This is a genomic window from Streptomyces sp. NPDC050610, assembly GCF_040654875.1.
Taxonomy (GTDB): domain Bacteria; phylum Actinomycetota; class Actinomycetes; order Streptomycetales; family Streptomycetaceae; genus Streptomyces.
Map to the genome: position 1 here is coordinate 201,260 of NZ_JBFAIV010000006.1, position 21,354 is coordinate 222,613.

The following is a 21,354-nucleotide window of genomic DNA, read 5'->3' on the forward strand; positions in this document are numbered from 1 at the left end:
TGCTCTGACTGGCCAGTTTGCGCCGACGGAAGATTCAGGATCCTGCGTGGGCACAAAATGTTCCGCTTGCTCGCTGGTGCGCCACCGCCGCGCCGAGCACCTCTGAGAGGACCGCGTTGCAGTACCGCACATTGGGTCGGACCGGCATCCAGGTCAGCCCCTACTGCCTGGGTGCCATGATGTTCGGGGCCATCGGCAACCCCGACCACGACGACTCGATCCAGATCATCCACAAAGCTCTGGACGCCGGCATCAACTTCATCGACACCGCCGACATGTACTCTCAGGGCGAGTCCGAGGAAATCGTGGGCAAGGCGCTCAAGGGCCGCCGCGACGACGTCGTACTCGCCAGCAAGGTGCACAATCCGATGGGCGATGGCCCGAACCGCCGGGGCAACTCGCGGCGCTGGATCATCGCCGAGGTCGAGAACTCCTTGCGCCGCCTGCAGACCGACCATCTCGACCTATACCAGGTCCACCGGCCGGACTCGTCGGTCGACGTGGAGGAGACCCTGTCGGCACTGTCGGACCTGATCCACAGCGGCAAGGTGCGGGCGATCGGCTCCTCCTGCTTCCCGGCCGCGGATATCGTTGAGGCGCAGTGGGTCGCCGAACGGCGGGGTCTGCAGCGCTTCCGCACTGAGCAGCCCGTTTACTCGATCCTCAACCGAGGCATCGAACGCGAGGTGCTGCCGGTCTGCCAGCAGTACGGGATGGGCACGCTGGTCTGGAGCCCCTTGGGCGGTGGTCTGCTCACCGGCCGGTACCGCAAGGGCCGGGAGGCGGACACACACCGAGCCAAGTATGGCTTCAAGCACCTCAGCGACGAGCGACGGCTCGATGTCGTCGAGCAGCTCATCCCCCTTGCCGACAAGGCTGGTCTGCCGATGTCGCACCTCGCGATGGCCTTCCCAATCGTCCACCCCGGCGTGACCTCCGCGATCATCGGGCCCCGGACCATGGAACACCTCGACAACCTGCTCGCAGGCGCCGAAATTACTCTTGACGACGACCTTCTCGACCAGATCGATGAGATTGTTCCGCCTGGAACCGACATCGGCACGCTCGACATGGCCTACATGCCGCCGGCCCTGGAGCACGCGAGCCTGCGCCGCAGGCCGACCGAGGAGCGCCGAGCCGTCTGAGCGCTACCGATACGGCCCCGGGACGCATCCGGGATCCCCACCGAGGGCCGTGAGGACGCCGACCTTGAAGAACGCATTCCCGATCAAGAAACACTCCAGTCCCGCTCTCTAGATGTGCGCGACACACGTGAACGTCTACGAGAGGTCCAGGTGGAAGGTGACATCACTCATGGCAGGACAGCAGGACCTCAAGCTTCTGCAGCCACACGACTACGAGGAGCTGTACCGTGAGGGAAAGACGCAGCCGGGCGAGATCGGCACGAGTCTCGACATGATTCCGTGGAATATTCAGGCTCCGCAGCCTGTCATTCTCGAACTGGAAGAGGCTGGGGAAATCACCGGCCGCGTGCTGGATGCCGGATGCGGTCTCGGGGACAACACGCTGTTCTTCGCTGAACGCGGTTACCAGGTCACCGGGATCGACGTGTCCTCAAGCGCTATCGAGAGTGACCGGGACAAGGCCCGCGAGCGCGGCTTGCAGGTCGATTTCATCGCGGCCGATGCGACCACGATGGAGGGTGTCGAAGGCCCGTTCCACACGGTGGTGGACAGCGCGCTGCTGCACTGCCTGGACGAAAAGGCGCAGCGGGGCTACATATCCGCGTTGCACGGGATATGCGAACCCGGAGCGTGGCTGCATCTGCTGTGCTTCTCGGACAAGCTGCCCGCGGAAATCCCGGCCTACCGGAACACCGAGGCAGACCTGCGCGCCCTCTTCAGCGACGGGTGGGCGATCCACCGGCTACAACGCCGGGGTTACGCCACGACGTTCACCAAGCAGAAGGTCCGTAGCCTCCTTCAGAACGGCTCTTCCGTAATGGACCTCAGCGCCCTTGAGGCCGATGACGCAGGGCGGCTTCTGCTGCCGAGCTGGCAACTGACAGCCGAACGGATCTGACACGCCCGCGAACTGCTCGTACAACACAACGGCGAGTCCCGGCGGATGTCTCCTCGGCGTCCGCCGGTACTGCTATGCGCGCCGCGAACTGCCGGTCCACGGCCGTTCGCCTCTCACCCGTTTTCCTCGGTGCGACCGGCACCGCGCTCGACGTACCGAAGACAGGGCATGCTTAACCCCTATGCGCAATCGCGAGTTGGGCTATCGGCACGTTCGGGGACGGGCTGACGGTCGAACGGCTCGTCGTGGCACGGTCTGATCCGTCGGAGGCCCCGCCGTCCCAACGGCGGGGCCTCCGACGGATCAATGAGTGACGATGACCGTGAGGAGACCGGCCAGTGCGATGGTCTGCAGTGCGGTCCGGAGCCAGATGACCCCGTCCCAGCGCTGCTGAAGCTCCTTGGTGTCTGTCGGGACTGTATTGCTGGCAGCGGCCGCGCGGAGCTTCTTGTTGATGGGTGCGCTGATGCGCAGGTACACGGCGAGCCAGGCCAGCAGTGCTATCAGGGCGGTGGTTGCGCCAATGCGGGACAGGGTGCCATCGCTGAGGGCGACGGCAAGTGCTGCGGCAATGATGGAAGCCATGCCCGGCACCGGCAGGCGACGGTCTCCGTATTCGTGGATCCTGCCGATCAGGTCGGCGATGGAGGCATCGGCGGCACCGCCTGCGGCTGGGCGCACGACGAGCGCGCAGAACAGGTCGGTGCCGTAGATGACGGCTGTGCTGAGGGTGCCTATGACGGCGATAGCGGTGGCAACGGTGTTCATGGCGGCGAAGCTGTTCCCTCCGTGCGGTGGTTAGGGGGGAGCCCGAGCTGTTCCGGCCCGGGCAGGACTCGGGTGAGGCAGTTGGTCAGCGCGTCCTCGAACAGGGCGTGCAGTCCCTGGGCATCGACGTCGACGCGGTCGACGACCAGCAACGCGATCAGCCCGTGGGCGGTCGCCCACAACTGCAGGACGTGCTGCTGGGGGTGGGGATCTCCGGCGGCGCCGAGCAGTTCGGTCATGATGTCGCCGATGGCCTGGCCCTCGGCCCAAGCGTCGGCGGCGGGTACGCGCACGCCGCCCAGGCCGTACATGAGCTGATAGAGGTCGGGATAGATCAGGGCGAAGTCGAGGTAGGCGTGCCCCGCACGTCGCACCGCCGCGGCCGCGGCGTCTGCGCTTGACATGCCGGTGCTGGTGCCACTACCGGCGTCCGGCCCTGTCTGCCGGCCGGCGGTGGCCATGGCATCTCGGAGCCGGGCGAATGCCTCGCGTACCAGGGTGGAGAGGATGTCGTCGCGGCCAGTGAAATAGCGGTAGGCGAAATTCGCGGAGTGCTCGATCTCCTCCGCGAGTCGGCGCATGGTCACCGCGTCCCACCCATCGCGGCGGGCCACGTCCAGGGCCGCGGACAGGATCGCCTCCCGGGCGGCAGCCCGTTCCCGGCCCCGCCGTCGCTGCGCCGGTGTCGACCCGGACGTGTCCAGTCGGGGCGGAGGACCTTGTTTCTCAGGCGTCACTGGTCACTACTCTCGCCGGTCAGTCGGGGGAAGAAGAGGTGTCTGTCGACCTGGTCCCAGTGTTCTACGGCCATCCCGTCGACGACCTGCCGGATGTCGATCGAGTGCATCTCCCCCGGGCGGCCGGTGGGCTTCAATCTCATGAATAGCCCCTGAAACGTGGCCGGGTGGGTGGAGCGGCCCGAGACACGATCGCCGTCGGCCGGGGGCACCTGGGTATCGGGGAATGCGGCGAACCGCATCTTCCAGAAATCACTGTTCGCTTCGCGGTCGTTCTCTATGCAGAAATTGTGGTCGATGTAGTCCTTGGCGATGAAAATGTCGAGAGCATTGACATTGCGACAGTTCATCATGTCGGCGAACTTGTCGGCGACTGTCTCCGCGCTGTGCTGTGTGGCGCTGGTGTCCATGACCCTATTCTTAGACTGGTTACGCTGTAACCAGTGTGTACTGTGTAACCAGTAGGGTCAAGCGGGTGGGAGGAAGGCCGCACGCGGCACGCGGGTGCTCTCGCGGTCCATCCCGATCCGGAGAAGGCCCTCACCTGCGAGACCAACTCCGCGGCGCTGTCGGGCCGATCGTGTCGTTCGGGCAACGGCAAGGCCGCGGGGTGCAGCTGGAGCTGCGACCGATCCTGATCAATACCGATAGAAAAGGAACGGATCCTCATGCATGTACTGGTAACGGGCGTCACGGGAACGATCGGGGGCGCGGTGGCCCGCGCACTCGTCCGGCGTGGGCACGAGGTCACCGGCACCGTGCGCAACGAAAGCAACCGCGGGGCGGTGCCGCAGGGCGTCGAGGTGGTGGTGGCCGACCTCTTCGAGGCCGGTGTGCTGTCCGATATCGCGCGGCGCGTTGACGGCGCGGTACACGCGGCATCCAGCAGTGACGAACGGGCCGGAGAGCTGGATCGGGGTGTGGTGAATGCCCTGATCGGGGTCTTCGACGGCACCGGGAAGCCGCTCGTGTACACCAGTGGCCTCTGGCTCCACGGGAATGTCGGATCAGCTCCGCTGACCGAGGACTCCCCGCTGAAGCCGCCGACGGTCGTGGCGTGGCGGCCGGCAATCGAAGAGATGCTGCTTGCGGCCGCCGGCCGTGGCCTGCGTACGATCCGGATCCGGCCCGGGCTGGTCTACGGCGGTGGGCGGGGGTACGTGCCCATGCTGTTGGCCCCGCAGGAGCACGGAGAGGCGAAGGTCGTGCGGCACTTCGGGGACGGCTCCAACCGGTGGGCGGTCGTGCACGCTGACGATCTTGGTGAGCTGTACGCGCTGGCTGTGGAATCGGCGCCGGCAGGATCCGTTTATCTGGCTGCCGACGAGGAGCCGGTGTCCATGCGGGAGGCCGCGAAGGTCGTGGCCGACCGGCATGGCGCCCAGGTGCAGGACTGGGACCCTGCCGACGCAGAGCGGTACTGGAGCGTGATGGTCGAGGCGCTCATGCTGGATCAGGTAGCCAGTCACGCGCGTGCTCGCGCCGACCTGGACTGGCAGCCGCAGCGGTCGGGGCTCCTGGAGGAGTTGGCCGCCGGATGAGGAGAAGTCGGCCGGGCTCCTCGGCGGCGTGAGACCGAGTCGATTCGTCGTAGTGTCGGGGAAACTGATTCCCCGACCCGTGCATACGGCCTGGCCCCGGCCGCCGGCCGGATGATGCGGCGGCAACGCCGTGATGAAACCGTTCCTTTCCTTGCTGTAGCAGAACGTTCTCGATGCCAGGTGATGGTGCACCCGGGAGAAACTCCGGTCGGCGGCCGTCCCCTGGCCCCAGAACGACGCTGCACCCGCGCCCCGGCCCCACCGGACTCCGGGTGGCCCCGGGCGTATCGGGTTCGCTCAGAGGTGGAATTCCCTCCCCGTGTGCTTATCTTTTCCGTGGTGCTCGCGCATGGCGCTAATTATTTATCATTTCTCTGCCTTGCTTCTGTGGCAGGGTTTTCGGATTGGCTGATTCTGCGGCAACAGCCTTGAGGCAACCTTTGCGCGGGCGGGGTTGAGCTTTGAACCCTCCGGTGGCGAAATGGGGTGTGCCAAGGTTGGGGCGGGCCGGGCGTTGGGTGAATCTTGGGTTCCATATTTCTCGGCGGTCCACTGGGATGCTTTACAGGCTCGTAACAGAATCTGCAAGAGCGGTTTGACGGCATGCCGATGGACTACAGTGTGTCGGTGTAGAGGGGGTAATTCGGCATGCATAACAGCGAACAGTCCTAGACCGATGCAGCGCCCGGGCGAAGGCAGTACACCGGGCGTCGGGTTGGAGAACCGAGGGCGGAGATCCTGTGGGGGCAGGAAGTCCTGGGAATCGCTGACCAGAGAGCTAGCTTCCGGGGTTTTAAGGGAATGCGGGGGGGATTTTTAGTGGAGCTCCGAATACTGGGATCGATAGAACTTTGGACCGGCAGTTCGCTGGCCGATATCGGGCCCGCACGGCAACGCAGCATCCTTGGCGCTCTGCTGGTCGACCCCGAACGGCCAGTGCCGCTGGAGTCCCTCGTCGACCGCGTCTGGGGAGACAGAGCGCCCGCGGGTGTCCGCAACGTCGTCCACACCTACGTCACCCGGCTGCGCCGGGCACTCGCCCGCGCCTCGGCGGAGCAGCCTGAACCGATCGGCCTGGTCAGGTCACCGGCCGGCTACCTGGTCTCCATGGGTACCGGCGCCGTGGACCTGGTGCGGTTCCGCCGACTGCTCAAGAGCGCTCAGCAGAAGGGTCTCGGCGACCAGGAACGCAGCAAACTGCTCCAGCAGTCGCTGCACATGTGGCGGGGGGACGCGCTGAGCGGCATGCACAGCGACTGGGCGGACCGGGTCCGGGAGACACTGCGCCAGCTGCACCACGAGGCACTCAGCCAGTGGGCGGATGCCGAGATCCGGCTCGGGCGCCCCGGCGCCGTCCTCCCGGAGCTCCGCGCCACGCTGCTCACCGACCCGCTCTCCGAGCAACTCTGCGAACGCTTGATGCTCGCGCTCTACCTGGAGGGGCGCAGCGTTGACGCACTGGAGTACTACCAGTCGATGCGCCGACTGATAGTCAAGGAACTCGGTATAGATCCATCGCGGCGACTGCAGCAGCTCTACGAGAGGGTCCTGCGCGGCGAGACGGCCGACCCCACACTATCGCCCGAGCGCACCGGCGACGCGGTCGGCGCCGGAACTCACCAGGTTGTCGCCCTCCGGTCCACCCCCGTCGCCCTGGAGATGCTCCCGCTCGACCTCCCCGATTTCACCGGATGTGAGCGTGAACTCGACGTAATCCAGCGGACCTTGATGCGTCCCATCGCCGCACAGCCGGCTGCCGTCCAGCTCATCGGTGGCGGCGGCGTCGGCAAGACCGCGCTGGCCGTACGCCTGGGGCACCGACTGCAATCCGCCTTTCCTGACGGGCAGTTGTACGCGGCGCTGCGCGGCAGCTCCGCGCGTCCGGCTGACCCCCACGCGGTGCAGGGCCGGCTGCTGCGCGCGCTGGGGACGGACCCCGACCGGATCCCGGCCGACCCCGATGAGCGCACCGAGGTCTACCGGCTCGCCCTCGCCGGGCGTCAGCAACTGCTCACGCTCGACGACGCGGTCGACGACGAACAGGTGCAGCCACTGTTGCCGGGCAGCGGGGGCACCGCAGTATTGATCACCAGCAGAAGCCGACTCAGCACGCCGCCCGGCGCCCGCGTCTTACAGCTGGGGGGCCTGCCGCACGGCCACAGCGTGCGGCTGCTGGCCCGGATGCTGGGCCCGGAGCGACTCGGCCGGGAGCCTGCCGCGGCCGCCGCGATCGCCCGGTACTGCGGAGGGCTGCCGCTGGCCCTGCGCGCCGCCGCCGTACGGCTCAACTCCCGCCCCCACTGGTCGCTGGGCCGCTATGCGGAACGGCTCAGTGACGAGACCCGGCGCCTGGACGAGCTGGCACACAGCTCGCTGAGCGTGCGCGACAGCTTCACGGCGTCGTACAACGCGTTACCCCATGACGCCCGCGAAGCGCTCCGCTGTCTGGCCGATCTGCCAGTGTCCGAGTTCGACGCCCATCTGGCCTGCCCGGTGCTCGGGAAGGACTTCGCCACCGTCGAGGACGTCTGCGAGCAACTGGTCGAGGCCCACTTCCTGACCGTGGCCGAGCCTGATGTGGCCGATCACCCCACGCGCTACCGGCTCGACGGTCTGCAGCGCAGCTTTGCGTACGGGCTTAAGACCGGCCGTCGCAGTGAGGCGGCGGACACCGTCCAACTCTCCGCATCACGGCGCTGACCTGGGGATACACCCCCGGTCAAGAGGCGTTCCAGTCCCGCTCCCACCCCCGGGCCCGAAGGTTGATCCCAAGGCCCCGAAGCGAGAGGGCAGGACAGGGAGGGACCTCAATGGCGGATCCGGATGTTCCACGGGCCGTGCTGCCGGACCTCGGCAAGACCGACTCGGAAACCCGGTCGCTGGCACCGGCGCGATCACTCACGATGTCTGACTTGACCTGCGAGCTCACGACATTTGCCGCGAAGATCCACCAACTCCGGGACTTCGCCGCACCCGTCGGTGCCCCGGTCATCGGCCACCTCGTCGACAACGTGATCGACCCGGCGGGTGCTGATCAAGTCTCCGGACATGCTGCGCACCAAGCGGGCGGCAGCCCCTCCGCAAACACGGCGACGAGCCCGCTGTGAGCACGCCACGGACCGAGCCACGAAAGGAGCACCCGATGACCGGTTGGACCGGCCCCGGCGGCCACGGCACGACGACCGGGTCCTTGGCTATGTTCCCCGGACAGGGCTCGCAACGGTCGGGTATGGCCCGACATTTGATCGACACCTATCCCTCGGCCCGGCGGCTGCTCGCTCAGGCCGACGAGATCCTGGGCCTACCGCTGTCACGGATCTGTGTGACCGGGAGTGCCGGGGAACTCGGCCGCACCGAGATCACCCAGCCCGCGATCGCCACGACCAGCCTCATCGTCTGGGAACTGCTACGGGCCGCCGGCTACCGGCCCGCGGTGGCCGCGGGCCACAGTCTCGGCGAGTATCCGGCCTTGGTGGCAGCCGGGGTGCTGTCCCTGGAATCAGCCCTCAGGCTGGTGCAATTGCGCGGCCGGTTGATGGGGGAGGTGGCCCGCGAGGTGCCCGGCGCGATGGCCGCCGTACTGGGCCTGCCCGTGGAGCAGGTGCAGGCTGCCTGCACCGGCGCAGAGGGCGTCGGCCTGGTCCAGGTTGCGAACTACAACGAGCCGCTGCAGACGGTCATATCGGGGTACGCCCACGCAGTCGAGGCGGCCGGCAGGGCCGCGCTGGACGCCGGTGCCGACCAGGTCGTGCCGCTGGATGTGGGGGCTCCCTTCCACTGCTCGCTGATGGCAGCGGTGGAAGGGGAGTTCACCGATGCGCTCGCCCGCCAACCGTTCGCCGATCCCGTCCTGCCCGTGATCAGTTCAGTCACTGGCAGTTACGTCCGCTCGGGCGAGGAGGCCCGGGAGCTGCTGCGGCGCCAGCTCACAGGCCCCGTCCGCTGGGTCGAGGTACTGCACACCGCCGCACGGAACCCGGTGGATGCGTACACCGAGATCGGCCCCGGACGGGTGCTCAGCGGACTCGCCCGCCGGACGCTCGGGGACGTCCGTGCCCGCTCCACCGGGGACCCGCGCCGCCTCGCGGTGCTGTGCGCCGAACTGGCACCGGAGAACAGGCAGACGCCGGTGGCGTCCTGACGCCCCGAGGAGCGAACTGCAGGGGCCCGGGGACACCGCAGGAATCCCGCCGGTCCGTCCACCAGCCGCACTATCCCGGTCCGTCCATCACCAGCAATTCCACGAAGGGCAAAGGACATATGTCGTACGACGGAGCAGACTTCGGCAGCACCGTCCAGGAGGCAGTCGCCGATGCGCTGGGCATCGATATCGAGGAGGTCGTACCCGAGGCCACGTTGCTGGGCGACCTGGACGCCGAGTCGATCGATCTGCTCGACATCCTGTTCCGCGTCGAGAAAGCGTCAAACGTGAAGATCAAGGTCTCGGACATCGCCGAACTGCTCCAGGGCGGGATACCCGACGAGGAGTTCGCCGACGAGGACGACGTCATCAATGAGGTCGGGCTGGCTCAGCTCAAGAAGGTCCTGCCGCAGATCGATGTCCAGGAACTGGCCGGCAAGCTCACGGCGGACGAGGTGCTGACCCTGTTCACTGTGCAGAACCTGACGGATCTGGGGACCGAGCGTGCGGCGCTCGCCTCGGCCGCCGGCTGAATCGGGCGCGGGGCGGTCACCGGACCGCCCTGCCCCGCCGCCACTGCTGGTCCGGACCGGCACAGACCTGACAGAGGTGGCCCGGGTCGAAAAGGTGATGTCCACCCAACCCGGCTTGCGAGAACGGGTGTTCACGCCGCGCGAGCTGGACTACTGCTACCGGCGCGGACACCCCGGAGAGCACCTCGCCGGCCGCTGGGCCGCCAAGGAGGCCGTACTCAAGAGCCTCGGGACAGGTATGGGCCCGCGCATGGAATGGACCGACATCGAGGTCGTCAACGAGCGCGGGGGGCGCCCCCAGGTGCGGTTGTACGGCGAGGTGGCTGCGGTCGCCCGGTCCCTCGGGATGGATCACATCGACGTCTCCCTGAGCCACAGCGGCGGTCTCGCCGTGGCGTACGCCGCCATGGTGTGCCTGCCCCCGGCGCCGGACACCACAGACACCGCACCAGCCCACACCATGCACACGACAGAAGGAGACGATCGGTATGAGGCTTGACGGCCGGAGGAAGCTGCGGACGGAGGCGTCGCAGTGAACCGCAGGGTGGTCGTCACCGGCGTGGGCGCCGTCACGCCGCTGGGCAACGATGCGCCGAGCACTTGGCAGGGGCTGGCCGAAGGGCGCAGCGGCGTCGGCCCGTTGACCACGTTCGACACCACCGGCTTCGAGGTGACCATCGCCGGCGAGGTCAAGGACTTCCGGCTCTCCGACGCCGTCCCCGACTCGGTCGGGCTGCGTCACCTGCTGCGTGCCGGCACCTTCGGCGTGGGCGCGGCCTGGGAGGCGCTGTGCGACGCGGGGGTCGGCAAGGAGAAGTACGACGGCGCGGATATGGGCGTAGCCATGGGCGCATGCGTGGACCGGCCAGAGCTGCAGTGGCTGGTGGACGTCGGGGCGCTGCGCGACAAGACCGGCCGGGACGACGCGTTCATCCCCTACTCGCCCTCGGACGCCTTGGCCTACAGCCAGAACATCGCCGCCGCTGCGATGGCCCGGATGTTGGACGCGACCGGCCCGATGATGGGTCTGTCCACCGCCTGCTCGGCCTCTGGGCACTCCATCGGTGAGGCCTTCCGTACTGTCCAGGAGGGCGACGCGGCGCTCATGCTCGCGGGCGGCTACGACTCACTGACGACCTGGCTCGACGTGCTGTGCTTCGGCCTGCTGGGGGCGCTGACGAAGGAGTACAACGACGATCCGCAGCGGGCCAGTCGGCCCTTCGACGGCAAGCGTTCCGGGTTCGTGCTCGGGGAGGGCGGCGTCGTCTTCGTACTGGAGGAGCTGGAAGGGGCCCGGGCGCGCGGGGCACGCATTCTCGCCGAGGTCCTGGGCTACGCCACCAGCCTGAACGCCTGGCGGATGACCGACTCGCCGCCGGATGGCAGTGGAGCCATCGAGTCCATGCAGGGGGCGATCGCGGACGCCGGCCTTGAACCCGCCGACATCGACTACATCGTGGCGCACGGCACCAGTACCGAAGGCAACGACCAGTCGGAGACCGCAGCGATCAAGAAGGTGTTCGGCGACGACGCAGAGCGGCTGGTGATCAGCTCACCGAAGTCGATGGCCGGTCATCTCACCGCGGCGTCCGCCGCGCTCAGCACGTTCACCGCGATCGGGGCGATCAACCACGGGCTGGTGCCGCCGACCATCAACCAGGAGACGACCGACCACCGACTCGGCCTCGACTTCGTCCCGAACACGGCGCGCGAGCGGGACGTGCGGCACGCCCTCGTCAACGCGTTCGCCTTCGGCGGCACCAACTCCGGGCTGGTTGTGGGGCGCTATGAGGAGGACCGATGACGGCCGGACAGCGACACGGCGGAGCCTCGATGAACGGCACCGGACGCCAGGTCGTCATCACTGGCATCGGCCTGCTGACCGCTCTGGGCGAAGGCCCCGAGGCCAATTGGAAGGCGCTGGTGTCCGGCGAGTCCGGGATCGGCCCGATCCGGACCTACGATCCGTCGCCGCTGCAGACCCGGCTGGGCGGCGAGATCGCCGATTTCGACGCCACCCGGTTCGCGAACAGGCGCCAGTTGCGCACCATCAACCGTGGCGACCGCCTCGCGCTGGCCGCCGCCCGGCTCGCCCTTGATGACGCGGGGCTGCCGCACACCCAGGCAGGCGGCGACGAACTCGGCCACCGGGCCGGCCTGTACCTCGGAGGCAACAAGTCGCTCGGCCGCACGGAGCAACTGATCGACGAGCTGAAGGTCATCCGTCGCCCGGACGGCACAGCAGACATGGCGCATCTGGGTCGGCACGGCGACACCATCATGCCTCCGCTGTTCTTCGTCGAAGGGCTCCCGGCCGGCGCGGTGTTCACCATCTCGCAGACGTACGGCATCCGGGGCGCCAGCACCTTCTTCGCGGGCTACGCGGACGCGGGCGCTACTGCGATCGGCCGGGCCATGCGTGCGGTGCGCCGCGGGGACGCGGACGTGGCGATCGCGGGCGGCTACGACGATGCCACCAGTTGGTGGTCAATGACCCTGCTCGACCGGCTCGGCATCCTGACCACTCGCAACGAAATGGGGCAGGAGGCGTACCGGCCCTACGACCGGGACCGCAGCGGAGGTCTCCCCGGCGAAGGGGCCGCGCTGCTCGTACTGGAGGAGAAACAGGTGGCACTGCGTCGTGGCGCCCGCGTATACGCCGAGTTGGCCGGCTATGGCGCCGGCCACGACGCCCGTACGCCTCCGACGTCGGACCCGCAGGGCCGTGGCCTGGCACGGGCGGTGCGGCGGTCGCTGGAGGACGCCCGGCTGGCCGCCGACGACCTCGGCCACATCGCCTCGGACGGCGCCGCGACACGGCTCGGGGATGCCGGCGAGAGCATCGCCCTGCGCACTGCGATGGGCTCGGCCGCCGGGTTCGTGCCGGTCAGCACGGTCAAGCCGCAGACCGGCCACCTCGTCGGCGGCGGCGGTGCGCTGAATGCCGCTGTGTCCGCGCTGGTCCTGCACCGCGGTGTCGTGCCCGCGACGCTCAACCTCGACGACCCCGACCCGGCGTGTGCTCTGGACCACGTCCGCGGCAGTGCCCGGGAGTCCAGGCCGTCCCATGCGATGGCGCTGGCCCGGGGCATCGAGGGGCAGGCCGTGGCGCTGACCCTGTCCAGGCCCGCGTGATTGGCCGAGCAGCCTGTCCAGAGGAGGAAGCAGGCATGACTGACGTTCCCGACCGGGCCGTCGGCGTCGTGATTGCCTCAGTGGGGGCGATCACCCCGCACGGCAGTTCGGCCGAGGCCCTGTGGGACGGGGTGCGTGCCGGGCGGGTGGCGATCTCGCCCGTGCGTCGCCTGCCCATGGGCCACTACCAGACCGCCCTGGGCGGCGAGGTCACCGAACCCTGCTCGCCCGGTTACGACTACGCTCCCGGCTCCGAGGCCCGCGATCGGTCTGTCGACTACGCGCTGGCCGCCGCCGAGGAGGCCATGGCCCGTTCGGGTCTGCAGCCTGGTGCGGACATCCCGGCCGAGCGCTGGGGAATTGCGTACGGCACCTGCCACGGCGGCTGGCGCAGCGCCGAACTTGCCCTGCGCGAGGTGCAGGAGGGTGGTACGCCCGACTGGCGCCGCTACACGTTCGTACCGCCGCAGGGCGCCGCGGAGGCGCTGTCGGCTGCCTTCGGCCTGAAGGGCCCGGTACTGAGCGTCAACACAGCATGCGCCTCCAGCGCGCACGCACTCGCCCATGCCCTGGAGGTAATCCGAGCGGGCGCGGCCGACGCGATGCTCGTCGGTGGCAGCGACGCCTTCACCGAGTCGGCGTTCGCCGGGTTCAGCAGCCTGTGGTCGCTCTCCCCGCGGCCCGCGGCCCCCTACTCCAAGGACCGGTCGGGTCTGACACTGGGCGAGGGCAGTGGGATGCTCCTGCTGCTGTCGAGGCAGGCGGTCGAGCGCACCGGTGCCCCGGTCATCGCCGAGATGCTGGGCTACGGACTGTCCGCCGACGGTTATCATCCGACGGCACCGCACCCGGAGGGCGAGGGCGCGGCCCGCGGGCTCCGCTCGGCCCTGGCCTCCTCAGGCCTGACCCCCGACGACGTCCGGTACATCAACGGCCACGGCACCGGTACCGAGAAGAACGACTCGGCGGAGAGCAACGCGGTGCGTACCGCGCTCGGCGAGGCCGCCGAGAAGCTCTCGATGTCCAGCACCAAGTCGATGATCGGCCATCTGCTCGGCGCGGCCGGCGCGGTGGAGGGCATCGTCACGGTGCTGGCCCTGCGTGACCAGATAGCGCCGCCCACCGCGTCTTTCACCGGACCAGATCCCCAGTGCGGTCTGGACCCGGTGCCGGGGACGGGCCGCCCGCTGGTGTTGGACACCGCGCTGTCCAACAACTTCGGGTTCGCCGGCGCCAACGCCACCGTTGCCTTCGCCCGCCCCGGCGGACCCGGTGCGCCAACTCCGGCTGTCGGCCCGGACGAGATCGTGGTGACTGGATTCGGTGTGATCACCTCGGCCGGCGAGGGAGCCGAGGCGCTCCGGGATGCGTACGCGGTCGGGCATCGGCAGGGTGTGCCGGAGGGTGGACTGCGGCTGGCTCGCGTCGAGTTCGACCGCTCGGCCGCCGGCACCGTCAGGGAGCGCCGCCGCATGGACAAGGTCTCCCAGCTTGCCGTCGCCGCGAGCCGGGCCGCTCTGGGCGCCGCGGCGGCGGGCGGGGACGCGGATGCCGTTGCCGCGACCGGCGTGGTTCTCGGCACCGGGATCGGGCCGATGGAGAGCAGTGAACGCTTCACCGCCCCGGTGCTGTCCGGAGGCGTACAGGAAGCGAACCCGGCCGTGTTCACGAACACCGTGTACAACGGCGCGGCCGGCCACGTCGCGATGGCGCTGGGGACCAAGGGACCGACGTCGACGCTGACTTCGGGGCACGCGGCGGGCGCCGCCGCCCTGGGCATCGCGTACGACATGCTGCGCGCCGGGCGTGCCGAGCGACTGCTGGTGTCGGCGGTGGAGGCGTTCTCACCGGCCACACTGGACGCATACCGCAGCATCCCGCTGTTCGGTTCGGTGGCAGGGCGCCGGTACACGCTCGCCGAGGCCGGCATTGCGCTGGTGCTGGAGCGCCGGGCGAGTGCCGAGCGGCGCGGTGTCCCGATCCACGCCGTGTTTCTGGGACACGCGACCGCGTCGGACGCCTGCGGGATCGGCCGCTGGGACCCGTCCGGCGACGGCGTGGAGCGGGCGATGCGCGAGGCGCTGCGCAATGCCGGGCTCGGGCCCGATCACGTATCGGCCGTCTGGATGAACGCGGCGGGTCTGGCTACCGTCGACCGTCCCGAGCACGCCGCTGTGGAGCGGGTGTTCGGCACGGGCCGGGTGCGGTTCGAGGCTCCGAAGCGACTGCTCGGCGAGCCGGTCGGCGCGGGCGCCCACCTGTCGGCGGTCCTCGCCGCCGGCGCCTGGCGCGAGGGCGGCACACACCGACCGGTCCTGATCAACAGCTCGTCCCTCGGCGGCACCCACACCTCGCTCGTCCTGTCCCCCGCCCACTTCCCTGGAACGGAGTCCAGCCGATGACCCTTGCGTACGATGTGAAAATCCTCTCCACCGGCGGCTATGTGCCTGGCGATCCGCTGGACAATCCCACGCTGGAGAAATATGTCGGGCCGCTGCCGGACGACGTTCTCGAAGGCATCCAGGTCAAGACCCGGCACTGGATGATCGACCCGGCCACGGGCGAGCACGTGATCAACAACAGCCGGATGGCCGAACGTGCCTCCCGGCAGGCCCTGAAACGGGCCGGTCTGGAGCCCGACGAGCTCGACCTGATCGTGGTGTGCACGGCGACGCCGGAGTACGCGCTGCCAGGCGTCGCCACCACCCTGCAGTACTACCTGGGCCTGGAGAGTGTTGCGGCGATCGAGATTCGCGGGGCCTGTGCGGGCTGGGTGCAGGCACTGGATGTGGCCCGGCGGCACCTGGCCCACGGGACGGCGCGCACCGCTCTCGTGGTGGGCAGCGAGGCCGGCTCGCCGATCCTGGCGCCGCTCTTTCTGGACAAGGACCCGGCGCGTGTGCGGATGCGGGACCGACTGACGCTGTACACGTTCGGAGACGGTGCGGGGGCCGTGGTGCTGCGGGCCGAGCCGGCGGGGGCATCGACGGACGCATCGGACGGGTTCGCATTCGTCAACGCCTGCGTGGGTGGCCTGCGCAAGCCCGGCATGGAGATCATCGGTGGCGGTACGGATGTGCCGCAGGCAGAGCAACTGCGTCGACGTCAGCTGATCCAGATGAAGGTCGACGTGCCTGGCACATCCACGTTCAGCCCGCAGGTGTTCGTCCGTGCGATCCAGGAGATGGCGCGGAAGGATGGCCGGACGCTCGGGGAGTTCGACGCGATCGTGCTACCGGAGGGGAACGCCGAATACTTCGCCGACGAGTACGAGGCCGCCGGACTGTCCACCGAGGACAACCAGGCGCTCAAAGGGCGGATCGTGGAGAACCTGGCCGATGTGGGGGCCACCGGTTCGGCTGCGGTGCCGCTGTCGCTGGACGCGGGCTGGACTTCGGGGCGCATCCGGCCCGGTGACCGGATCGTGCTGCTCGGCATCGAGGCCAGCCGGTACGTGTACACGGGGCTTTCGCTGACCTGGCGGGCACCGTTCCCGGCCTGAACGGCCGTCACCTCCGTCACCGGACGCAGTGCCCCACGTCAACCGCCCTGATTTCCAGGAGAGATCCATGTCCGCAGAAATATCTCGCCCCAAGCAGGTTCTCATCGCCGGCGGCGGGATCGGCGGCATCGCCACCGCGCTGGCCCTGCAGCGGCAGGGCATCGAATCTGTCGTCTTCGAACGCGCGTCCCAACTGCGCGACGGCGGCGCTGGGCTGCACATCTGGACCAACGGCATGCTGGCCCTGGACTACCTCGGGGTCGCGGACCAGGTCGCAAAGATCGCTCCCGCGCAGTCCGTGTGCCACTTCACGACCTCGACCGGCCGCATCATCGGCAAGTACCCGGTGGGCCGGTTCGTCGAGCGCTACGGGCAGCCCACGGTCGCCATCGGCCGCTCCGATCTGCACGGCATCCTGCGGGACGCGGTGACCGTGCCCATCGTCACCGGCGCTGAGGTCACCGGGTACACAGAGCATGCCGACGGGGTGAGCCTCCATTTCGCCGACGGCACCTCCGAGGAGGGCGATCTGCTGATCGGCGCCGACGGCGTCCGCTCCGCCATCCGTGGCCAACTGCTCGGCCCCCAACCGCCTGACTACACCGGATACATTGCCTGGCGCGGCCACGCCAAGATGACTCCTGAAGAGTTCCCGCCCGGCACCTTCCAGGCCCTGTTCGGTCCCGGGAATCGCTTCACGTACTACGACATCGCCCCCGGCGTCGTGCACTGGATGAGTGTCGCCAACGGGCCCGCCGGCGGGCGTGACGAGGGCACGCCCGAGCAGACCCTGAACATGCTGCGCGCCCGGCACGCCGGCTGGACCGCCCCGGTTGAGAACATCCTCGACGCAACCACTCCGGAGAGCATCCTGCGCGGCGATGTCGTGGACCGTAGGCCAGACTCCGTCTGGGGCCAGGGCCGGGTCACCCTGCTCGGCGACGCCGCCCACGCCGTCAGCTTCAACATTGGGCAAGGCGCCTGCCTGGCCATCGAGGACGCCCTCGTGCTGGCTGGGCACCTTGCCGCCCCCGGTGCCACCGTCACCCGGGCGCTGCGCGCTTATGAGGCCGAGCGGCAGGAACGCACGCGGCCGATGCAACTGTTGGCGCATCGCATCGGTGCGATCGGCGCCTTGCAGAACCCGGCCGCGATCTGGCTACGTGACCGGGTTCTGAAGCTCGTCTGGAACCGTACCTTCCACACCGCGGAACACGAACACGTCGCCTACGCCACGCGGTGGGCCTCTGGTACCGCCGCCAACGCGACGTGAGCACGTTCGTACACGCTCACGATGAAAGGACTGTCGTTGTGACCACTGCGACCAACCCAGCCGCGTGGGAAAGCACCCGGGAACGCAACAAGGCGACGATCCGGCGCGTCTTCGCCGAATTCGTCAACCAGGGTGACTCCTCGCTCGTGGACGAGCTCTACCGGCCGGACATCGTCGACCACGCAGGCCTGCCCGGCGCGCCCGAGGGCGCCGAGGGCGTGAAGTACACCATCGCCGGACTGCGTGAGGCGTTCCCCGACTTCCACGTCACCATCGAGGACATCAGCGCACACGACGACATGGTGGTCATCCACAACACCTGGAGCGGCACTCACCGGGGCGAGCTGCTCGGCGTAGGTCCCACCGGTCGTGCGTTCGTTTCCGTCGGCATCGTCATCTGGCGGTTCGACGAGGAGGGCCGGATAGCCGAGCGCTGGGAGCACGGCGTGGCATCCAATATGTTCGCCGCGCTCGGCATGCGGATGCTGGCGCCTCGCAAGGGCGGTCGGCGCACCGCAGAGGGCGGCCGGTCCGTGATGCGCACCGTGACGTTGAACAACGGCATGTCCACGGCCTGGCACCGACTCACCGCGGAGTTGCAGGGCCCGCGTCGGCGCGAGTACGAGGCCTCCCGGCGAAGGCTGGGCATCACCCACGAGGCGCTCCGCATCGACCCACGACCCGACCGGGACTACGTGATCGTGCACTTCGAGACCGCAGACCCGGAGCGAACCAGGAAGCGCTGGACAGAGTCGAAGCACCCCTTCGACCAGTGGCTGCGCGAGCAGATCCTCGACATCCACGACGAAGATCCCTGGGCTGGCCCCGCCACATTCGCCGAGTCGGCAGGTCTCACCTGGACGGCGCCACCACGACTCACCCCAGACCGCCCCGATGGGGGCCGCTGAGCATCCCGGCGGCACCCATCGACCGTCAACCGACAAGGACCACTCATGAGCATGTCCAGGACGGACCGGAAGAAGCCGATGCATACCCACTCGAACGGGGTGCGCCCGATCCTCCTCGGTACTGCGGGCCTCACGCTGTCCGGCCTGCTGGCCGAGCCGCCCAACGGGCCGCCGCGGGCGACCGTCGTCGCCGTGCACGGCGGCGGCATGCGCGCGGGCTATTTCGACGGGCAGGCCCAAGCCGACTTGTCCCTGCTCACCCTGGGCGCCCGGCTCGGCTTCACGGTGTTGGCCCTCGACCGGCCCGGGTACGGCCGGTCGGCGGCGCAGGTGCCCGATGGCCTGCCCCTCGACGAGCAGTCCGCCGTCCTGGCCGGGACGCTTGAGGCGTTCGCCGAACGGCACTCAGTCGGGGAGGGGTTCTTGTTGCTGGCCCATTCCTTCGGTGGCAAGCTCGCCCTTGCGGCCATTGCGCACACCCCCGGCATGCTCGCCCTGGACGCCTCCGGTGTCGGCCACCGTTACAGCATTGAACCGGAAGACCGGAAGCGGTTCCGCCGCCACATGGAATGGGAGCGCAATTGGGGCCCGTTGGGGCTTTACCCCTCGGGCACCTTCCGCGCAGCCGAGGCCCTGGTCGCCCCCATACCTGTCCGCGAGGCCGCCGAGGTGGACCTGTGGCCGGAGAGGTTTGAGCAACTGGCACCGCAGATCGACATCCCGCTGCGACTGACCTTTGCCGAGCACGAGGCCTGGTGGCTGCACGATGAGCCGGACGTCGCCGATCTGACCTCCCGGCTGACCAAGGCACCGGTCGTCCGAGTGGAGCGCCAGCCCGACGCGGGCCACAACATCAGCCTCGGCCGGGCCGCCCGCTGCTACCACCTGCGCGCGTTTGCCTTCTTCGAGGAGTGCCTGCAATCCGCCGCGGGGGCCGCGGCTCGGCCGATGCGCACCCCCGGAGAGGCAACCTGACCAAGCCGTGCAGATTGATGCTGCCGGCTACTTCACCGTTGAGCTCACGCGTTTCAGCGAGCGCTTCAAGCCCGGATCACCTCGGGCGGCTGCCGGGCGAACCCTTCCCGCGAGATGCAGGCCCCCCAACGTGCCCGCGAGTCGCCGGGAAAGCCGATCAGCCCAGAGGTTCTGCTTGTGCACACTCGACAAGGCGGCCGAGAGGGCGACGTGGAGGTCACGGAGGATGTGTGCTCCGATCAGCGAAAATGGCACTACGGGTCAGCGTGCGCCCGGCGTGATCGCTACCATGCTCGTAATGCGTAGGTCTCGGGTTCGAATCCCGAAGACGGCTCCATCGAACCCCAGGTCGGATTGTCGTTGACCTGGGGTTTTCTGTTGCTTGAGGCATGGCGGGGCACGCGGCCGGGGTGACGTGACTTTCCCTGCGTGAGCGGAGCCACTCGGAACCTACTTCTTCGGCTGCGATGCGGCTGCGACCTGGGCATCGGGTCTGGCTTGATGCGAATCGGCTCGGGAACGCCCTTGGGTGTAACAGGGGCGGTGGTGAGAGCGGCTGTGACGATCTACCTCACGTTGGTGCGCTTCCTTCGGGTCCGGGCCAGCCAGGCCCGGCGGATGAGGGCGCCGACGGCGAGGGAGGCGAGGATGGCGCCCCAGTCGATGACGTGGGGGAGGCCGGGGAAGAAGGCGAAGAACGTGAGCGAGGCGACGGTGCCGATGGCGAAGGCGATGATGCCGACGCGGCGAGGCTTCGCTTCTTGGTCTTGGGATGGGGTCTCGGGGGTCATGTGCGGCTCACTTGGTGATGTGGTGGCACTGGCTGACTCGCCGCACGCCGTTGACGACGAGGTGAGCGCATGCCTTGCCGTAGTGGGGGAGTTTCCGCGGGGCGTTGTTCCGCATCGGGTCGATCTTGCACTCGGTGTGGGTCCTGCCACGGGAGGTGCGGTACGTCCTGTTGTTGGTGTCCGCATAGGTGAAGTCGATGCGCCAGTTGCAGAAGCCGCTGTTCAGAGCGCCGACGAAGCCGCAGTCGACTCCGGCGTTCTGGTAGGTGATCCTCTTGCCGCCGCCGCGGATGATGTGGGTGAACACGCAACCTGTCGGGATCTTCATGGTGACGCCGCCGACTTGGTAGTTGAAAGTGGCGACAGGAGTGGAACCGATGGCGGTGGCGTGTGCGGCTGATGGAGGTAAGACGGCGAGTGCCGCCGTCGCGGCAAGAGTTGCGATGGTTCGGGCTGTGAAACGCATGGCCATGAGCGGCTCCTATTTCGGCGAAGTGTGTGTGCCGAGATCGGGAACTCCGGCCGCTGACTCAAGGTTCTGCGTCGAAGAGCAGACCACCACGATGAGTGATCAGCAGATTGTTGGGCTGACCAGCCGCGATTGTCTGCTCCGGTGTCGACTCCATGCGTGAGCGGACGCGCGGCACACGCTGGATGAGAGGTCACGAGTCGGAGCCCGACGAGTCCTCTGACAAGGCAGGACAGGGCCCGGCGTGCAACTGCGGCACTATCCGTCACGATCTTGCAGACCCTCGTAATGCGTAGATCTCGACGAGTTCGAATCCCACAGAAGGCAGATGACCTGAGCTGGGGTTTTGCGTTCGACGGACGCGGGGCGTCGTCGGATGCGATCGCCATGCGGCATGGGGTCTCAGTTCTGCTCGCACATTCGCTGACGTCGATGCCGTCCAGCGGTTGTGCGAGTACCAGGGGCATCTGTGAGTTGGTTCTGTTGTCTGCCGGGCCCGCCGGCCCCAGCCGCAGGCCAATTGGGGCTGATTGGTTGT

General features: G+C 68.4%; 20 protein-coding genes. 15 read left to right on the forward strand and 5 right to left on the reverse strand.

Features of this window, described 5'->3' with window-relative positions; genetic code table 11:
• Window positions 1-116: 116 nt before the first annotated feature.
• Entirely contained in the window at window positions 117-1,145 is a 1,029-nt protein-coding gene (locus tag AB0I22_RS10250; RefSeq protein ID WP_363130250.1) for an aldo/keto reductase, read from the forward strand.
• Window positions 1,146-1,314: 169 nt separating this feature from the next.
• Window positions 1,315-2,043 carry a class I SAM-dependent methyltransferase gene (locus AB0I22_RS10255; RefSeq protein ID WP_363130251.1) on the forward strand — a complete coding sequence of 243 codons (729 nt, stop codon included), beginning with the start codon at window positions 1,315-1,317 and terminating at the stop codon, window positions 2,041-2,043.
• 303 nt (window positions 2,044-2,346) lie between these two features.
• On the opposite strand, the gene AB0I22_RS10260 is transcribed toward AB0I22_RS10255, so the two are convergent.
• The 3 genes from AB0I22_RS10260 to AB0I22_RS10270 are packed head-to-tail and all read right to left on the reverse strand — an operon-like array spanning window position 2,347 to window position 3,958.
• Window positions 2,347-2,811, reverse strand: coding sequence for a DUF1772 domain-containing protein (locus AB0I22_RS10260; protein WP_363130252.1), 465 nt, complete (start codon window positions 2,809-2,811; stop codon window positions 2,347-2,349).
• Window positions 2,808-3,548, reverse strand: a complete 741-nt coding sequence (locus tag AB0I22_RS10265) for a TetR/AcrR family transcriptional regulator (RefSeq protein WP_363130253.1) — start codon at window positions 3,546-3,548, stop codon at window positions 2,808-2,810. The genes AB0I22_RS10260 and AB0I22_RS10265 overlap by 4 nt, the downstream gene beginning before the upstream one ends.
• Entirely contained in the window at window positions 3,545-3,958 is a 414-nt protein-coding gene (locus AB0I22_RS10270) for an ester cyclase (protein WP_363130254.1), read from the reverse strand. Before AB0I22_RS10270 ends, AB0I22_RS10265 begins: the two co-directional genes overlap by 4 nt.
• Before the next feature lie 258 nt (window positions 3,959-4,216).
• On the opposite strand from AB0I22_RS10270, the gene AB0I22_RS10275 reads away from it, so the two are divergent.
• The 13 genes from AB0I22_RS10275 to AB0I22_RS10335 all read left to right on the forward strand — a co-directional run bounded on the left by AB0I22_RS10275 (window position 4,217) and on the right by AB0I22_RS10335 (window position 19,556).
• Entirely contained in the window at window positions 4,217-5,089 is an 873-nt protein-coding gene (locus tag AB0I22_RS10275; RefSeq protein WP_363130255.1) for an NAD-dependent epimerase/dehydratase family protein, read from the forward strand.
• An 819-nt stretch (window positions 5,090-5,908) separates the two neighbouring features.
• Window positions 5,909-7,789, forward strand: coding sequence for a BTAD domain-containing putative transcriptional regulator (locus AB0I22_RS10280; RefSeq protein ID WP_363130256.1), 1,881 nt, complete (start codon window positions 5,909-5,911; stop codon window positions 7,787-7,789).
• A 110-nt stretch (window positions 7,790-7,899) separates the two neighbouring features.
• Window positions 7,900-8,196 (forward strand): hypothetical protein, encoded by a 297-nt coding sequence (locus AB0I22_RS10285; RefSeq protein ID WP_363130257.1) that lies wholly within the window; start codon window positions 7,900-7,902, stop codon window positions 8,194-8,196.
• Window positions 8,197-8,231: 35 nt separating this feature from the next.
• Complete coding sequence (gene fabD, locus AB0I22_RS10290; protein WP_363130258.1) at window positions 8,232-9,230, forward strand: ACP S-malonyltransferase; 999 nt, start codon at window positions 8,232-8,234, stop codon at window positions 9,228-9,230.
• Window positions 9,231-9,349: 119 nt separating this feature from the next.
• On the forward strand, window positions 9,350-9,763 hold the full coding sequence (locus tag AB0I22_RS10295) for a phosphopantetheine-binding protein (RefSeq protein ID WP_363130259.1): 414 nt from the start codon (window positions 9,350-9,352) through the stop codon (window positions 9,761-9,763).
• The gene (gene acpS / locus AB0I22_RS10300; RefSeq protein ID WP_363130260.1) at window positions 9,735-10,262 is read left to right on the forward strand and encodes a holo-ACP synthase; all 528 of its coding nucleotides are present in this window, start codon (window positions 9,735-9,737) and stop codon (window positions 10,260-10,262) included. Before AB0I22_RS10295 ends, acpS begins: the two co-directional genes overlap by 29 nt.
• A 33-nt stretch (window positions 10,263-10,295) precedes the next feature.
• Entirely contained in the window at window positions 10,296-11,567 is a 1,272-nt protein-coding gene (locus AB0I22_RS10305) for a beta-ketoacyl-[acyl-carrier-protein] synthase family protein (protein ID WP_363130261.1), read from the forward strand.
• Window positions 11,564-12,898 carry a beta-ketoacyl-[acyl-carrier-protein] synthase family protein gene (locus AB0I22_RS10310; protein WP_363130262.1) on the forward strand — a complete coding sequence of 445 codons (1,335 nt, stop codon included), beginning with the start codon at window positions 11,564-11,566 and terminating at the stop codon, window positions 12,896-12,898. The genes AB0I22_RS10305 and AB0I22_RS10310 overlap by 4 nt, the downstream gene beginning before the upstream one ends.
• A gap of 35 nt (window positions 12,899-12,933) precedes the next feature.
• The gene (locus AB0I22_RS10315; protein WP_363130263.1) at window positions 12,934-15,300 is read left to right on the forward strand and encodes a beta-ketoacyl-[acyl-carrier-protein] synthase family protein; all 2,367 of its coding nucleotides are present in this window, start codon (window positions 12,934-12,936) and stop codon (window positions 15,298-15,300) included.
• The gene (locus tag AB0I22_RS10320; RefSeq protein WP_363130264.1) at window positions 15,297-16,400 is read left to right on the forward strand and encodes a 3-oxoacyl-[acyl-carrier-protein] synthase III C-terminal domain-containing protein; all 1,104 of its coding nucleotides are present in this window, start codon (window positions 15,297-15,299) and stop codon (window positions 16,398-16,400) included. The genes AB0I22_RS10315 and AB0I22_RS10320 overlap by 4 nt, the downstream gene beginning before the upstream one ends.
• Before the next feature lie 67 nt (window positions 16,401-16,467).
• Entirely contained in the window at window positions 16,468-17,673 is a 1,206-nt protein-coding gene (locus AB0I22_RS10325) for an FAD-dependent monooxygenase (protein ID WP_363130265.1), read from the forward strand.
• A 38-nt stretch (window positions 17,674-17,711) separates the two neighbouring features.
• Window positions 17,712-18,581, forward strand: a complete 870-nt coding sequence (locus AB0I22_RS10330; protein ID WP_363130266.1) for an ester cyclase — start codon at window positions 17,712-17,714, stop codon at window positions 18,579-18,581.
• A 45-nt stretch (window positions 18,582-18,626) separates the two neighbouring features.
• The gene (locus AB0I22_RS10335) at window positions 18,627-19,556 is read left to right on the forward strand and encodes an alpha/beta fold hydrolase (protein ID WP_363130267.1); all 930 of its coding nucleotides are present in this window, start codon (window positions 18,627-18,629) and stop codon (window positions 19,554-19,556) included.
• A 566-nt stretch (window positions 19,557-20,122) separates the two neighbouring features.
• Here AB0I22_RS10335 and AB0I22_RS10340 read toward each other — a convergent pair.
• Both AB0I22_RS10340 and AB0I22_RS10345 read right to left on the reverse strand, forming a co-directional pair.
• Window positions 20,123-20,347: a hypothetical protein gene (locus AB0I22_RS10340; protein WP_363130268.1), complete on the reverse strand. Its 225-nt coding sequence runs from the start codon at window positions 20,345-20,347 to the stop codon at window positions 20,123-20,125.
• Between the two features lie 7 nt (window positions 20,348-20,354).
• Window positions 20,355-20,819: a hypothetical protein gene (locus tag AB0I22_RS10345; protein ID WP_363130269.1), complete on the reverse strand. Its 465-nt coding sequence runs from the start codon at window positions 20,817-20,819 to the stop codon at window positions 20,355-20,357.
• Between the last annotated feature and the right edge of the window lie 535 nt (window positions 20,820-21,354).

Coding starts and splice junctions, on each gene's coding strand:
- AB0I22_RS10285 (WP_363130257.1), top strand. CDS start 7,900: ATGGCGGATCCGGATGTTCCACGGGCCGTGCTGCCGGACCTCGGCAAG.
- AB0I22_RS10315 (WP_363130263.1), top strand. CDS start 12,934: ATGACTGACGTTCCCGACCGGGCCGTCGGCGTCGTGATTGCCTCAGTG.
- AB0I22_RS10320 (WP_363130264.1), top strand. CDS start 15,297: ATGACCCTTGCGTACGATGTGAAAATCCTCTCCACCGGCGGCTATGTG.
- AB0I22_RS10325 (WP_363130265.1), top strand. CDS start 16,468: ATGTCCGCAGAAATATCTCGCCCCAAGCAGGTTCTCATCGCCGGCGGC.
- AB0I22_RS10275 (WP_363130255.1), top strand. CDS start 4,217: ATGCATGTACTGGTAACGGGCGTCACGGGAACGATCGGGGGCGCGGTG.
- AB0I22_RS10255 (WP_363130251.1), top strand. CDS start 1,315: ATGGCAGGACAGCAGGACCTCAAGCTTCTGCAGCCACACGACTACGAG.
- AB0I22_RS10270 (WP_363130254.1), bottom strand. CDS start 3,958: ATGGACACCAGCGCCACACAGCACAGCGCGGAGACAGTCGCCGACAAG.
- AB0I22_RS10340 (WP_363130268.1), bottom strand. CDS start 20,347: ATGACCCCCGAGACCCCATCCCAAGACCAAGAAGCGAAGCCTCGCCGC.
- AB0I22_RS10335 (WP_363130267.1), top strand. CDS start 18,627: ATGAGCATGTCCAGGACGGACCGGAAGAAGCCGATGCATACCCACTCG.
- AB0I22_RS10345 (WP_363130269.1), bottom strand. CDS start 20,819: ATGGCCATGCGTTTCACAGCCCGAACCATCGCAACTCTTGCCGCGACG.
- AB0I22_RS10260 (WP_363130252.1), bottom strand. CDS start 2,811: ATGAACACCGTTGCCACCGCTATCGCCGTCATAGGCACCCTCAGCACA.
- fabD (WP_363130258.1), top strand. CDS start 8,232: ATGACCGGTTGGACCGGCCCCGGCGGCCACGGCACGACGACCGGGTCC.
- AB0I22_RS10310 (WP_363130262.1), top strand. CDS start 11,564: ATGACGGCCGGACAGCGACACGGCGGAGCCTCGATGAACGGCACCGGA.
- AB0I22_RS10295 (WP_363130259.1), top strand. CDS start 9,350: ATGTCGTACGACGGAGCAGACTTCGGCAGCACCGTCCAGGAGGCAGTC.